The sequence below is a fragment of the Mesorhizobium sp. 113-3-3 genome (genome assembly GCF_016756495.1).
In the GTDB taxonomy this organism is placed as follows: Bacteria; Pseudomonadota; Alphaproteobacteria; order Rhizobiales; family Rhizobiaceae; genus Mesorhizobium.
Map to the genome: position 1 here is coordinate 56,048 of NZ_AP023243.1, position 14,442 is coordinate 70,489.

The window sequence follows — 14,442 nt, forward strand, 5'->3', positions numbered from 1 at the left end:
CGGGCGCTATTCTTTCGAGACCGGCCCGACGAAATTGGTGTCGAAGCTCGGGCCGAGCGCGAAGCCCTTGAGGTTCTTGCGAAGGCCGGCGACTTCCAGCTGCTGGTGGATGACGACGAACGGGCTGGTGTCGAGGATCTTCTTCTCGAGGTCCTTGTACATGTCGGCGCGTTTGCCCGAATCCTTCTCCAGCAGGGCCGCTTCCGTCTGCTTGGTCAGGTCCGGAATATCCCAAGCATTGCGCCAGGCCAGCGTCTTGGTCTTGCCCGCATCCGAATTATCGGGATTGGACGCAAAGGTCTGGGCGTTGGAGTTCGGATCGAAATAATCCTGGCCCCACTGGCCGATATAGATGTCGTGGTTGCGGGCGCGGTACTTGGTCAGCGTCTGCTTGCCGTCGCCCGGAATGATCTCCAGCTTGATGCCGGCCTGGCCGAGAGTCTGCTGGATCGATTCCGCCATGCCGGTGGTCGGCTGGCCGGTGCGTACGTCCATGGTTACGCTGAAGCCGTCGGCCAGGCCGGCCTTGGCCAGCAATTCCTTGGCCTTGGCGACGTCGAGCTTGAACGGGTTCTCGTCCAGTTCGCCGAGCACGCCCTTGGGCAGGAAGGTCTGGTGGATCTCGCCGATGCCCTTGAGGATGGTGGTGCTCAAAGCATCATAGTCGACCAGATATTTGAACGCCTGGCGCACTTCCGGCTTGGCGAGGTTCGGGTTCTTCTGGTTGAGGCTGATGTAGTAGACCGTGCCCTTCGGCGCGCTGGTCGAGGTGAGGTCGGCGTTCTTGGCGATGGCGTCGAGATCGTTCGGCTCGAGGTTGCGGGCGACGTCGATATCGCCGGCTTCGAGCGCCAGGCGCTGGGCCGAGCTTTCCTTCATGTTGCGGTAGATGACGCGGGCGAGTTTGGCCTTGTCCCCGTGATAATTGTCGTTGCGCTCGAGAACGACAGCCTCGTTGGCGCGCCATTCGCGCAGCTTGTAGGCGCCGGAGCCGGCATAGCCGGTCTTCAACCAGGCATTGCCGAAGTCGTTGTCCCATTTGTAGTCGGCGCTCGGCGTCACCGCGGCGACGTGCTCCTTGACCAGCTTGGCGTCGACGATCGAGGCAACGGTGGCCGACAGGCAATTCAGCACGAAGCTCGGCGCGTAGGCCTTGTCGACGGTGAACTGGAATGTGGTGTCGTCGATTGCCTTGGCCTTTTCGGTGACATTGTCGCCGCTGATGCCGAACTGGTCGATGATGAAGGCCGGGCTCTTGTCCAGCTTGACGGCGCGCTCGAACGAATAGGCGACGTCAGCCGCTGTGATCGGATTGCCAGAGGCGAATTTGAGGCCTGGCTTGAGCTTGAAAGTGTAGGTCAGGCCATCGTCGGAGACGGTCCAGCTTTCGGCGAGATCGGGCTTGACCTTGGAGGTGTCGCTGAGGTCGAGGCGGACCAGCAGGTCATAGGTGTTGCCGGTGACTTCGGCGGTCGACAGCTCGAACGCTTCGCCCGGATCCATGGAGATGATGTCGTCGATGGCGAAACCCTCGACCAGCGTGTCGGCGGGTGTGACCGCGAAGGCAGGTGCTGCGCCAATGAGCAGCGCGGACATCGCCGCGCCCGCAAGCAAGGCACGCGAGCGAAGAGCAAACTTTTCCATCATCATCGTGATTGTTCCCTGTTTTGTTGGTTTATTGACCTGAGTTCCCGGCTCAGGATTGCAGAATTCTTGTCGGACCAGAGGACGGCCTCTAACCCCTTACCGTCGCGGTTTTTGTCCAATTGGTCAACAGCATATCCAGCGGTCTCGCGGCGGGCAATGAGCATTTATGCGATGGCCGATTGGAGCAGAATGGCGGGTGGCGCGTCGACGCACAGCCTGGCCAATCGAGGCAGCCGAACGAGAAAAATCTGCTAATTTTTCAGCTATTTCAGCGCGGCGACCAGGCTGGCATCGGGAAAGCAGGTCGCGGCCTGGCCATTCTTGGTCTGCCACTTGCCGATCGAGCGGCGGGTCTTGAAGCCGGGCAGGCCGTCGGCGCTGCCGACATCATAGCCCTTGGCTTCCAGCGCGCGTTGCAGGGCGGCGATGTCGGAGCGATGGAGATCGCCGACCGGACCCCAGCTGCCGGAAAAATTCCGGTCGCCTTGCGCAATGCGGTCGGCGCCATGGCCGATGAACAGCGCGTAGAGGTCGCTGGTGTTGTATTCCTTCAGCACATAGAAATTGGGGGTGGCGATGAAAGCCGGTCCGCTGCGGCCGGCCGGCATCAGCAGGAAACCCTCCGCCGTCAACTCGCTCGGCGGAAACGGCTTGCCGCCGACGCGCTTGATGCCCATGCCCGCCCACTCGGATATCTTCTTGCCCTGATCGGGACCTTCCAGGGAGCAGGAGACGCTCTCGGGCACGGTCACCTCGAAACCCCAGCCGCGTCCCCTCACCCAGCCATAATGGACGAGATAATTGGCGATCGAGGCGAGCACGTCGGGCGTCGAGTTCCAGATATCGACGCGTCCGTCGCCGTCGAAATCAACGGCGTGCTTGAGGAACGAGGTCGGCATGAATTGCGGCTGGCCAAGCGCACCGGCCCAGGACGATTTCATCGCGCCGACGGGGGCGAGGCCGCGTTGGACGATTTCCAGCGCGGCCAAAAGCTCGGTGCGGAAGAAATCCTTCTTGGTCGACATGAACGCCTTGGTGCCGAGCACCTCGAAGGCGTCGTAGGGCATTTTCGCCGCGCCAAAGCCGGTCTCGCGGCCCCAGATCGCCAGAAGGATCTCGCCGGGCACGCCATAGCGCTTTTCGATCGCGGCAAGCGTCCTGGCATTGGCGGCTTCGCGCGCGCGGCCGCCCGACGTCACAGCACGAACCGTCTTCTCGGCGAAATAGGCGCCGGGCGAGCCGAACTCAGCCTGATGCTGCTTCTGCGGCGTCTTGGGCTTCTCGCCGGGCATGACAAGGTCGGGCAGCTTCAGATTGGGCTTGATACCATCAAAGGCGGCATCGAAAGTCTGCTTGGAAATGCCTTTGGTTTTGGCCTCGGGCCAGAGATCGTTCTGCAGCCAGGCACGGAACTGGTCGTCGATCTTGGCTGCCGAGGCGGGCGTGAAAAAGACGAGGAAGGCAAGCGCAGTCATCAGGAATATACGACAAAACTGGCGAAGGCCGCGTTCTGTGTCGGTGCCTGGCACCAGCCTGGAAGGATGCGCAACAGTCATGATCCGCATACTTTCCCGCAACTTTGTCAAAACGCCGTCCGCGAGCGCAGCGCGGCGGCGAGCGTACCTTCGTCGAGATAGTCGAGTTCGCCGCCGACCGGCACGCCATGCGCCAGCCTTGTCACCTTGATGTCGAAGCCGGACAGCTGGTCGGTGAGGTAATGCGCGGTGGTCTGGCCCTCGACCGTTGCGTTGACGGCAAGGATGACCTCCTTGACCTCGCCGCCGGCGACGCGGTCGATCAGCGATCGGATGTTCAATTGGTCGGGGCCGACACCGTCGAGCGGCGACAGCGTGCCGCCGAGCACATGGTAGCGCACGTTCATGGCGGCTGCCCGTTCCAGCGCCCAGAGATCGGAGACGTCCTCGACAACGATCAACGTGGCGGCGTCGCGGCGCGGATCGGTGCAGATCATGCAGGGGTCGGATGTGTCGACATTGCCGCAAGTGGAACAGATGCGCACCTTGTCGGCCGCCTCGCCCATGGCGGCGGCGAGCGGCGACAGCAGTTGCTCCTTCTTCTTGATCAGATGAAGGGCGGCGCGCCTGGCCGAGCGGGGCCCAAGCCCCGGCACCTTGGCCAGGAGCTGGATCAGGCGTTCGATCTCGGGACCGGCGATTCGCTTGGACATCGCTCTGATCTAGGATTTTTCAGAGCGCTTTGGAACATCCCGCGTTCGCCATGCTGCCACGCGAAGCCGTGGCGATGCGAATCAGTTGACCTCGAGCGGCCGGCTCTGGCTGGCGATCATCGCACCGATGGCGTCGGTATTCTCAGGCGTCGACTGGAACCCCATCGCCGCCTCTTGCGGCGCACCCTGGACCGAGGAGATGACGCGGGTGTTCAAGGTTCCGCCGAAACGGGCGGCATCCGGTTCTTCCATCGGCTCCTGCATGGCGACCATTGTCGGCTTCACGGCCACGCGCGCCGATTTTGCCGTGGGCGCCGCGGCCGCGGTCACATAAGTCTCTTGAACCGCGGCGGCCTTGGTCTTGGGCTGACGGGCCGGTTCCACCGATGCGGTCATAAAGACCTGTTGCGCCGGAGCGGCGCGAGACGTCTTGGCGGGGCGCACTGGTTCGGCCGAGGCAACCATCGTCACCGGCGCGGCGGGCTTCACCGTTTCAGGCGCCACGGAGGCAACCATTGGTTCATCGGGCAGCGGCTGCCAGTTGCGGCCGCGCTTCTCGTAGAAGGCATTGCCGCCGGCAACCATGGTGTAGTGCATGTTCTTGTACGGGAAGCGCAGGCCAGCGGTGTGGAAATACATCGTGTTCTTCAGCTTGGCCTTGCGCTCGCCCTTGAGCACGGCGTCGGCTGCTTCCTCGACATCAGGCATGGCGCGCGAATTCATCGGCCTGGTCATGACGCCCGGCGCGAACTGTCCCTTCTCGCCGACGACCTCGCAGATGGTGCCGCCGTGGTTGCCGGAGCGCAACCGGTTCATCACCACGGTGCCCACCGCGATCATGCCGTCACGGCTCGAGCGGTTGGATTCGAAAAACATTGCCCGCTCCAGGCACTCCCTGTCTTTCGGCGAGTGGCTGGAGGCGCGCGACGTCAGGAAACTCGGCGTGATGGCATCGGTCAGGCTGGAAACAGACATGCCGTGCGAAGTGGTCTGGCTGCAGGCAGCCAAAAACAGGGGAGACGTGATGACGCCGAGCAACAGCGGCGTCTTCCATCGCGTAACGATCAACAGGCTACCCTCTCACTTCGATGCCCGCCCCCAGGCTGCGGCAAGAATGAGACACTTTCGGGCAAAATGATGGCCAAAACGTTATTAACCACCTACTGTTGCTGAAAAGGCACAATTTTGAGCCTTTCCAGATAGATCGAACCGTCATTTCACAAAAGCGATGACCGCTTTCTCTTGGTTTCGCCGCAATTGCCGAGAGGAAAAACGCGTCCCGCTTCCCGGGGAATCGCTATCGCCCGGCTGCGATCGCAGCCGGCTGACCAGGCTCGAGTTCCTCGAATTTCTCCGAAAACAGGCCGCGCCTGAGGAAAAGTGCCCGTGCGTCCCTGGCCACCGGCGCGATCTTTCCCGGCCAGTCGCTGTCGATGAATTCGGCCTTGGTGAAATCAGGATTTGTTTCGGAAGCCGCCTCGAGGAATTCGGCGATCTCGAGCACGACAGCGCGCTCGTCCTTCGAAAGCGCCGACGTCCCGGCCTCGATCGACGGGCGGTGCACGAAATCCTCGAACAGGTAGAAGTAGCCCTTGATGCCGACAATATCGACGCCGGCATCGCAATCGGCGAGGATCTCCAGAATCTCGTAGATCCTGTTGCGGATACGCTGTTCGATCAGTCTTTCGGACGGCTCTTCGGTCATGGGCGCATCGCCGCTGGGTTCAACTTTCATGCATGCCGCTCACCCAAAACCGCCGCATGGCTTTGGGCAAGATGCATCAGAAGGGCAGTTTCATTCCCGGCGGTATCGGAAGGCCAGCGGTCAGCGCCTTGGTCTTTTCCTGCATGATCTGCTCGACCTTGGCCTTGGCGTCATTGTGGGCGGCCAGAAGCAGGTCCTCGAGGATCTCGACCTCGTCCTCCTTGAACAGAGACGGGTCGATCTTCAGCGACTTCATCTCGAACTTTCCGGTCAAGGTGACGTTGACCAGGCCGCCGCCAGCCTGGCCGGATGCTTCCAGCGTGGCGATCTCGTCCTGCATGGCCTGGAACTTGGCCTGCATTTCCTTCGCCTTGCCCATCAGGCCGAGAAGATCTTTCATGGTCCGATCCTTGTCTTGGTTTATCAGGTCTCGTCATCATCCGCCGGCGGCTCGACCGGCACTTCGGCCTCGGTCGTGTCCACCTCCGGCGCGTCGGGAATGCGCACGTCGATGATCTTGGCGCCGGGAAAGCGCGCCAGAATGGCGGCAACGGTCGGATCGCTCTTGGCATCGAGGAAGGCGTTTTCGCGCTTGGTCGATTCCATCTCGGCCAGCGTCTGGCCGCCCTCTTCCTTCGATAGCGACACCAGCCAGTTGCGGCCGGTCCAGGCGCGCAGTTTGGTCGTCAGATCGTTGAGCAGCAGCTTCGGCGCATCCTCGGTCAGGCTGACGTCGATGCGGCCCGGCTCGAAGCGCACCGGGCGGATGCAGCGCTTGACCAGCACCTTGAAGGCGATGTCGCGCTGCGCATCGGCCAGGGCGACAATGTCGGCCAGCGACCTGACCGGCACATGCTGCGGTTCGGACACCGGCGCGGGCGGCGCGACGAAGGCGGCCGGCGCAGGCGTGGCCTCGACCAGCCGCATGGTCTGCGCGCCACCGGACCCGGATGGCATGCGCGCCTGCGCCACCGCGCTCGCCCCGCCGCCATTGCCGTTGCCGGAACCAGCGGGTGCGCCATTCGGGCGCGATGCGCCATTTTGAATCGTTGCCGCCCCGTCCAGCGATCGCAGTGCTTCGTCCAGCGTCGGCAGGTCGGCGGCATGTGCCAGCCGGATCAGCACCATTTCGGCGGCACTGACCGGCCGGTTGGAGGACTGCACCTCGGGAATGCCCTTGAGCAGCATCTGCCAGGTCCGCGACAGCACGCGGACCGAGAGCGCCCTGGCAAAATCGGCGCCGCGCTGGCGCTCGTCCTGCGACAGCGATGCATCGTCCATGGCGGTCGGCACGAAACGCAGCCGGGTGACGAGGTGGTTGAATTCGGCAAGATCGGTAAGCACCGCGGCCGGATCGGCACCGGTGTCGTATTGGGTGCGGAATTCGGCGAGTGCCGCCGCCACGTCGCCCTTCATCACATGTTCGAACAGATCGACGATGCGGGCGCGGTCGGCCAGGCCCAGCATGGCCCGCACCGCTTCGGCGCTGACGGCGCCGGCGCCGTGCGCGATCGCCTGGTCGAGGATGGAGAGCGAATCGCGGGCCGAGCCTTCGGCCGCGCGGGCGATCATCGCCAGTGCGTCGTCGTCGACCGAAATGCCTTCCTTGCCGGCGATCGAGGAGAGATGCGCGACCAGCGCGCCTGCATCGATGCGCCTGAGATCAAAGCGCTGGCAGCGCGACAGGACGGTGATCGGAACCTTGCGGATTTCGGTGGTGGCGAAAATGAATTTGACGTGCGGCGGCGGCTCTTCCAGCGTTTTCAGCAGGCCGTTGAAGGCCTGCGTCGACAGCATGTGCACTTCGTCGATGATGTAGACCTTGTAGCGGGCCGAGACCGGCGCGTAGCGCACGCGCTCGATAATGTCCCTGATGTCGTCGATGCCGGTGTGCGAGGCGGCGTCCATCTCGATGACGTCGACATGGCGGCCTTCCATGATCGCCTGGCAATGCTCGCCGAGGACGGCGAGATCGACCGAGGGCTGGTCGACGGTCGATGTCTTGTAGTTCAGCGCCCGCGCCAGGATGCGCGCCGTGGTGGTCTTGCCGACACCGCGCACGCCGGTCAGCATCCAGGCCTGGGCAATGCGGCCGGTGGCAAAGGCGTTGGTGAGGGTGCGCACCATCGGCTCCTGGCCGACCAGCTCGGAAAAATTCGACGGACGGTATTTGCGCGCCAGCACGCGGTAGGCGGCGGCCTTTCCATTCTCCGGGCTTTTCGGCCCCGAATTTCCGGCTTCGCTCATTCGCCCGTTAAGCTCCAAAAGGCCGCGCCCAAAGGCGCCGATTCCTGCGCATAGTCTCGCCCGCGCTGCAATGCGTCGTCAATGTCGCGAGGAGGGCCGATGAGGTGGGAGGCTGGAACAATGACCCGTTCCGGGCTCGTTAGGGCTGCTTCCTTCCGGACCTGACCCGGTTGGCGAGTGGATCGTCCACCACCAACCTCCCGCTGTCCATATCGGCAATTGCGCGACGAAATGCAAGTGCGCAGGCAAATCGGCGCGATCACACGAGAGATTCGCTTGCAGCCCCGATGCAGCCGCTCTAGCGTTCATGGTTTGAGGAAACCAAGAAAAGCAAGGGAAACGCCGATGCTGCCGGGCCTGAAGGCCGGATTCACGCTGGATGCCCGGCTGGAGGCGGATAGCGAGCAGTTGATGTGGCTTGGGCTGTGCGAATTGCGGGTGATGAACGATCGCCGCTGGCCATGGCTGCTTCTGGTGCCGCAGCGGCCGGGCGCGGAAGAAATCCACGACATGACGCCGCTCGACCAGGCGATGCTGACCTTCGAAACCAATATGGTGGCGCAGGCGCTGAAGAAAGTGAGCGGCTGCACCAAGATCAACACCGGCGCGCTCGGCAATATCGTGCGCCAATTGCATATCCATATCGTCGCACGGTCCGAAGGCGACCCCGGCTGGCCCGGTCCGGTGTGGGGGTATGGCTTGCGCGAGCCGTATCAACCTTCCGATCTGCGCCGGTTTGCCGAAACGATAAGGGCGGCGCTATAAGCCTTCCCCGGTGTTTATTCCAAAACACGTTCATTCCCAGACATGTCCATCCCAAAGCATCAGAGTCCGTATGAGCTTCCGCCTGTTTGACGCGCCTTTGCGCGAGCCGAGCCAATTCGTCGGCTTTGCCGGCAACACGATCGATCGGCAATCCGAGAACCGCGCCGACGATTCGGTCGAAAGGGCGCTGGCGGATCCGAGGACGCGGCTGCTTTTGATGAATGGCGGCCGGCTCCACCTGAAGCTTGGAACAAGCGGCAGTCTCGATCCCTGGTTCGATGCCGCCGGGAGCGAGCCGTTCAAGCCGTCCTTTGCCGGGGCTGTGCTGCTCGGCTTTTCCGAACAGGGGCCGGTGCTGGCGATGCCGGTCGCAATCGAGGCCGAACAACTGCCCGAGACCGTCAAGGCGATCGACTACCGTTCGGTCTACATGCAAGGGCTGATCGACGAAGCGGCCGCCGGCGCGATGGCGCAAGGGGCCGCCCTGCTCGCCTGGCACGCCAGCCATCGTTTCTGCAGCAAATGCGGCACACAGTCCGAAATGCGGGCCGGCGGCTACAAGCGCCACTGCCCGAATTGCGGCACCGAGCATTTCCCGCGCACCGACCCCGTGGCGATCATGCTGACGGCGACGCGGGAGAAATGCCTGCTCGGGCGCGGCCGGCACTTCGCGCCGGGCATGTATTCCGCACTTGCCGGTTTCATCGAGCCGGGCGAGACGATCGAGGCCGCTGTGCGCCGCGAAACGCTGGAGGAGGCCGGCATCCGGCTTGGCCGCGTCGTCTACCATGCCAGCCAGCCCTGGCCGTTCCCATATTCGCTGATGATCGGCTGCTTCGGCGAACCGCTCAATGAGGACATCCAGGCCGATCTCAACGAGTTGGAAGACTGCCGCTGGTTCGGCCGCGACGAGGTGCGTCTGATGCTGGCCAGGGAGCATGCCGGCAATCTGGTCACGCCGCCGAAAGGGGCGATCGCGCATCACCTCATCCGCGCCTGGGTCGACAGCGAATAGCTACTGAAGTCATTGCAGGAGAGACAAATGATCCGTCACACCGTCGTCTTCACGCTGAAGCACCCGCCGCACTCGCTGGAGGAAAAGCGCTTCCTCGTCGACGCCAAGAAGATCCTCACAGGGATCAGGGGCGTCACGCATTTCGAACAATTGCGGCAGATCAGCCCCAAGAACGACTATCAGTTCGGCTTCTCGATGGAGTTTGCCGACCAGGCCGCCTACACCAGATACAACGACCATCCCGACCATGTCGCCTTCGTGCGCGATCGCTGGGTGCCGGAAGTCGAGAAGTTTCTCGAGATCGACTATGTGCCGCTCGGCGCGGTGATTTAGTCAGCCACTTTCCACTGCTCGCGCGACTCGCTGGCCGGGTAGACGCCCAGGATCCGCACTTCGCGGGAGAAGAAGCGAAGCTCGTCCAGCGCCAGCTTGACCAGCGGATCGTCGGGATGGCCCTCGATGTCGGCGTAGAACAGCGTCGCCGTGAAGGCGCCGAGCTGGTAGCTCTCCAGCTTGGTCATGTTGATGCCGTTGGTGGCGAAGCCACCCATCGCCTTGTAGAGGGCAGCCGGCACGTTGCGGACGCGGAAGATGAAGGTGGTCATCATCTTGGTGTCAGCTGACGGGCGCTCGGTCCATTGCTTGCTTTTGGTCAGGACGACGAAACGGGTGACGTTGGAATCGGTGTCCTCGACATTTTCCTCGATGATGTCGAGCCCGTAGAGCGTCGCCGCCAGCGCCGGCGACAGCGCGGCCATGGTGCGATCCTTGACCTCGGAGATCATCTTGGCCGCACCCGCCGTATCGCCGGCGACGACCGCCTTCCAGCCGTTCTTGCGAATGTATTTGCGGCACTGGCCAAGCGCGTGGATGTGGCTGTGCACGGTCTTTATCTCGTCGCGCTTGACGCCGGGCAGCACCATCAACTGGAAATGGATCGGCAGGAAATATTCGCCGACGATGTGCATCCGCGATTCCGGCAAAAGATGATGGATGTCGGCGACGCGTCCGGCGATGGTGTTCTCGATCGGGATCATGGCGAGGTCGGCCTTGCCGGTCTCGACCGCGTTGAAGGCATCCTCGAAGGTCGGGCACGGCAACGGCTCCATCGAGGGATAGACGTTGCGGCAGGCGGTGTCGGAATTGGCGCCCGGCTCGCCCTGGAAGGATATTCTGTTGGTCTTTTCAGGCATGGGCCAGGTCTCGATTCACGGGTGTCGAAGGGGGATTTTTCAGTTCGAAAGGATTGTCCGGGCGCGCTCGAGGTCTTCCGGCGTGTCGACGCCGAGCGGCAGCGCCCGGACGATCTCGGCATCGATGCGCATGCCGGCTTCCAACGCCCGCAGCTGCTCCAGCCGCTCGCGGCGCTCCAGCGGCGACGGTTTCAGCGCAACGAAGCGTTCGAGGGCGGCACGGCGATAGGCGTAGAGGCCGACATGGTGATAGAGCGGCCCCTCGCCCCAAGGTGCTGTGGCGCGCGTGAAATAGAGCGCCTTCAGCCGCGTCGCCGACAGCGGCGAGCCGACGATCTTGACGACGTTGGAATTGGTCTTTTCCTCTTCGCGCACGATCTCGACGCCGAGCGTGGCGATATCCACGGCGGCGTCCTCGAACGGCCTGAGCGCGGCGGCGATGATGCCGGGGTCGATGGTCGGCAGGTCGCCCTGCACATTGACGACCGTTTCGACCTTGCGCCCGGGATCAAGCGCAACCAGGGCCTCGTGGATGCGATCTGAACCCGACTCGTGGTCGATGCGCGTCATCACGGCCTCGAAACCATGCGTGCGCACCGCTTCGGCGACGCTTTGCGTATCGGTCGCCACCACCACGCGACCGAGGCCGGCTTCGGCCGCGCGGCGGGCGACATGGACGATCATCGGCGCGCCGGCGATGTCGGCCAGCGGCTTGCCCGGCAGGCGGGTGGAGGCCATGCGGGCCGGTATCAGGATCAAGGTGGACATCGCTGTGGCAAGGCGTTCGAAAAGAGGAGGGGAAAAGTGGCAAAAGGTCTCACTGGCAGCGCCCTTATAGGTGTTGCAACGCCGGAGCAAAAGACCTAGTTTCCGCCCGATTTGACCGGCTCTGGAGGGCAGGTCTCGATACCGACGGACGGAGTGGACGGTTCGGTCCGCCGGAAAAGGGAGCAAGGGGCGTATGGATTCCAACGAAGTCAACAAACTGCTCGCCGGATTGCTCGGGACCGTTTTCGTCGTTTTCTCGGTCGGCCTGGTGTCTGACGCGCTGTTTGCCTCGCCGGCTCCTGAAAAGCCCGGTTTCGCCATCGAGGCTGCTGAGCCCGCCGAAGGCGGCGCGGCCGCGCCTGCCGCCGAATCCAAGCCGATCGCCGATCTGCTGCAGACCGCCAATGTCGAGGCGGGTGCTGCCGTCTTCAAGAAATGCCAGGCTTGCCATTCCGGCGAAAAGGGCGGCCCCAACAAGGTCGGCCCCGACCTGTGGGATCTCGTCGATCGTCCTGTCGCCGAACATGAAGGCTTCGCCTATTCGGCCGGCATGAAGGAATTCTCCAAGGGCGGCACCGAGAAGTGGACCTACGACAACATAAACCACTTCATCACCTCGCCGAAGAAGTTCGTGAAGGGCACGGCCATGGGCTTCGCCGGCCTGCCCAAGGACGAGGACCGCGCCAACGTCATCGCCTATCTGCGCACGCTGTCGGACAATCCCAAGCCGCTGCCGGCACCGGGCGCCGCAGCCGACGCCAGCGCGCCCGCCAAGCCGGCTGATGGCGCCGCACCGGCCAAGCCTGCCGCGCCCGCGGCTCCGGCAGCACCAGCCGCGCCGGCCAAATAACCGAATTGTCATCAAAGCGTTCATAGAAAAGCCGGGTTCAGCCCGGCTTTTTTGTTGGGAAATGCCGGATGCGGCGACAAAGCCGCTGCATTGCGGTTTCCACGCGCGCCAAATCATCTAGGATCGCCTTCTGGATGATCTGGCACGCATCGCGAAGAGGATAGTGCATGACGGTTGGCCGAACGCTTCTCAAGTCGCTGCTGGCGGCGGCCCTTCTGGCGGCGGGACTGCAGACGACCCTGGCCGACGAGTGGCGGACCACCTCATCGCTGATCGGCCAATCCAAATATGGCGACAACTTCCAGCATTACGACTACGTCAACCCGAACGCGCCCAAGGGCGGGACGCTGAATTCTGTGCTGCTTGGCACCTTCGACAGCTTCAATCCCTACATCGTGCAGGGATCGCCAGCGGCGGGCCTCGTCGGCTTCGGCGGTGGCCTGCTCTACGATACGCTGATGGAGCAGGCGACGGACGAGGGCAGCACCAGCCACCCGCTGATCGCCGATGCCTACAAATATCCCGCCGACTATTCCTCGGCGACCTACCGTCTCGATCCACGCGCGAAATGGCATGATGGCCAGCCGATCACCGTCGACGACGTGATCTGGTCGTTCCAGGTGTTGAAGGCGAACAGCCCGCAATACAGCCGCTATTTCGAGAATGTCACTGACGCGGTAGCGATCTCCGGCCGCGAGGTCGAATTCCACTTCAACCAGAAGGGCAATCGGGAACTGCCGAAGATCATCGGAGACCTCGCCGTGCTGCCGAAACACTGGTGGGAAGGCACCGATGCCAGCGGCAAGAAGCGCGACGTCACCAAGCCGACGCTGGAAATTCCGCTGGGTTCAGCGGCCTATAAGATCGCCAGCTTTAAGGCGGGCTCGGAAATCGTCTGGCAGCGCGTGCCGGACTATTGGGCGGCCAAGCTGCCGGTGAAGATCGGCCGCGAGAATTTCGACACGCGCCGATACACCTACATCCTCGACGACAATGCCGCCTGGCTGGCCTTCACCAAGGGAGGATTGGAAGACATCAACCGCGAGTACAGCTCCCGCAAATGGGCGACGGCCTATAATTTCCCGGCCGTCCAGGCCGGTGACGTCATCAAGAAGGACTTCCAGACTCAGTCGCCACAGCCGATGCAGGGCTTTGTCCTCAACCAGCGAAGGCCGCTGTTCCAGGACCGGCTGGTTCGCGAGGCATTGACCATACCCTTCGATTTCGAGAGCATGAATCGCACCTTGTTTTTCGGTTTCAACACCCGCACATCGAGCTATTTCCAGGGTACCGAACTGGCGTCGAGCGGTCTGCCGCAAGGCAAAGAATTGGATATCCTCGAGAAATATCGCGACAAGCTGCCACCCGAACTCTTCACGCAGGAGTTCAAGCTGCCGGTCTACGATTCGCCACAAGCCGAGCGAAAGTACTTGAAACAGGCGGTCGATCTCTTCGCCAAGGCGGGCTGGGTGATTAGAGGCGGCAAGATGGTCAACGCCAAGACGGGCGCCCAGTTCAAATTCGAGATCCTCGGCTGGAATGATACCGATCAGGTGATCGCCAGTCCCTATATCGCCAATCTGCGCAAGATCGGCGTCGACGCTTCCCTGCGTATCATCGACCAGACGCAGTACATCAACCGCGTCAACAACTTCGATTTCGATGTTGTCACGGGTCTGTTCGGCCAGTCGGATTCGCCTGGCAACGAGCAGCGCGACTTCTGGAGCTCGAAGGCCGCCGACTCACCCGGCTCGCGCAATCTGATGGGCATCAAGGATCCCATCGTCGATGCGCTGGTCGACCGCATCATCTTCGCCACCGACCGCGACGATCTCGTTGCCGCCACACATGCGCTCGACAGGGTTCTTCTATGGAACTTCTACGTCGTGCCGCAGTATTATCGGTCGGCGGTCTGGTTGGCCTATTGGGACAAGTTCAAATTCCCCGACAAGCAGCCTGCCTATGTTGGTGCCGATATCGATTCTTGGTGGATTGACCTCGACAGGGAGAAGGCACTGGCCGCCAAATACAAGGGCGGCAATTGATGGGGCGGCAATTGATGGG

General features: G+C 62.7%; 14 protein-coding genes and 1 other RNA gene. 5 read left to right on the forward strand and 10 right to left on the reverse strand.

Going from position 1 to position 14,442, the window contains the following annotated elements:
* Positions 1-6: 6 nt before the first annotated feature.
* The 8 genes from JG746_RS00275 to ffs form a co-directional block, all read right to left on the reverse strand.
* On the reverse strand, positions 7-1,650 hold the full coding sequence (locus JG746_RS00275; protein ID WP_202356360.1) for an ABC transporter substrate-binding protein: 1,644 nt from the start codon (positions 1,648-1,650) through the stop codon (positions 7-9).
* Positions 1,651-1,910: 260 nt separating this feature from the next.
* A complete protein-coding gene (locus JG746_RS00280) occupies positions 1,911-3,122 on the reverse strand; it encodes a lytic murein transglycosylase (protein ID WP_244730621.1) in 1,212 nt (403 codons plus the stop codon).
* Positions 3,123-3,229: 107 nt separating this feature from the next.
* Positions 3,230-3,835 (reverse strand): recombination mediator RecR, encoded by a 606-nt coding sequence (gene recR / locus JG746_RS00285; protein WP_202356362.1) that lies wholly within the window; start codon positions 3,833-3,835, stop codon positions 3,230-3,232.
* A gap of 81 nt (positions 3,836-3,916) precedes the next feature.
* Positions 3,917-4,903 carry a cell wall hydrolase gene (locus JG746_RS00290; RefSeq protein ID WP_202356363.1) on the reverse strand — a complete coding sequence of 329 codons (987 nt, stop codon included), beginning with the start codon at positions 4,901-4,903 and terminating at the stop codon, positions 3,917-3,919.
* 229 nt (positions 4,904-5,132) lie between these two features.
* On the reverse strand, positions 5,133-5,540 hold the full coding sequence (locus JG746_RS00295) for a hypothetical protein (protein WP_202359217.1): 408 nt from the start codon (positions 5,538-5,540) through the stop codon (positions 5,133-5,135).
* Between the two features lie 76 nt (positions 5,541-5,616).
* Positions 5,617-5,940 (reverse strand): YbaB/EbfC family nucleoid-associated protein, encoded by a 324-nt coding sequence (locus JG746_RS00300; protein WP_202356364.1) that lies wholly within the window; start codon positions 5,938-5,940, stop codon positions 5,617-5,619.
* A gap of 23 nt (positions 5,941-5,963) precedes the next feature.
* Positions 5,964-7,787, reverse strand: coding sequence for a DNA polymerase III subunit gamma/tau (locus JG746_RS00305; protein ID WP_202356365.1), 1,824 nt, complete (start codon positions 7,785-7,787; stop codon positions 5,964-5,966).
* A 104-nt stretch (positions 7,788-7,891) separates the two neighbouring features.
* Positions 7,892-7,988, reverse strand: an RNA gene (gene ffs / locus JG746_RS00310) — signal recognition particle sRNA small type.
* Between the two features lie 144 nt (positions 7,989-8,132).
* Between ffs and JG746_RS00315 the strand changes: the two genes are divergently transcribed.
* The 3 genes from JG746_RS00315 (at position 8,133) to JG746_RS00325 (ending at position 9,900) form a co-directional block, all read left to right on the forward strand.
* Positions 8,133-8,552, forward strand: a complete 420-nt coding sequence (locus JG746_RS00315; RefSeq protein WP_199645468.1) for an HIT family protein — start codon at positions 8,133-8,135, stop codon at positions 8,550-8,552.
* Positions 8,553-8,622: 70 nt separating this feature from the next.
* Positions 8,623-9,567, forward strand: coding sequence for an NAD(+) diphosphatase (gene nudC, locus JG746_RS00320; RefSeq protein WP_202356366.1), 945 nt, complete (start codon positions 8,623-8,625; stop codon positions 9,565-9,567).
* A gap of 27 nt (positions 9,568-9,594) precedes the next feature.
* Positions 9,595-9,900, forward strand: coding sequence for a Dabb family protein (locus JG746_RS00325; RefSeq protein ID WP_202356367.1), 306 nt, complete (start codon positions 9,595-9,597; stop codon positions 9,898-9,900).
* Here the strand turns inward: JG746_RS00325 and JG746_RS00330 are convergent.
* A complete protein-coding gene (locus tag JG746_RS00330) occupies positions 9,897-10,760 on the reverse strand; it encodes a prephenate dehydratase (protein ID WP_202356368.1) in 864 nt (287 codons plus the stop codon). The two genes, JG746_RS00325 and JG746_RS00330, sit on opposite strands and share 4 nt — an antisense overlap.
* A gap of 39 nt (positions 10,761-10,799) precedes the next feature.
* On the reverse strand, positions 10,800-11,528 hold the full coding sequence (locus JG746_RS00335; RefSeq protein ID WP_202356369.1) for a 3-deoxy-manno-octulosonate cytidylyltransferase: 729 nt from the start codon (positions 11,526-11,528) through the stop codon (positions 10,800-10,802).
* Between the two features lie 193 nt (positions 11,529-11,721).
* Here JG746_RS00335 and JG746_RS00340 point away from each other — a divergent pair, with 193 nt between their 5' ends.
* Positions 11,722-12,378, forward strand: coding sequence for a c-type cytochrome (locus tag JG746_RS00340; RefSeq protein WP_202356370.1), 657 nt, complete (start codon positions 11,722-11,724; stop codon positions 12,376-12,378).
* 167 nt (positions 12,379-12,545) lie between these two features.
* A complete protein-coding gene (locus JG746_RS00345; RefSeq protein ID WP_202356371.1) occupies positions 12,546-14,423 on the forward strand; it encodes an extracellular solute-binding protein in 1,878 nt (625 codons plus the stop codon).
* The last annotated feature ends 19 nt before the right edge of the window (positions 14,424-14,442 follow it).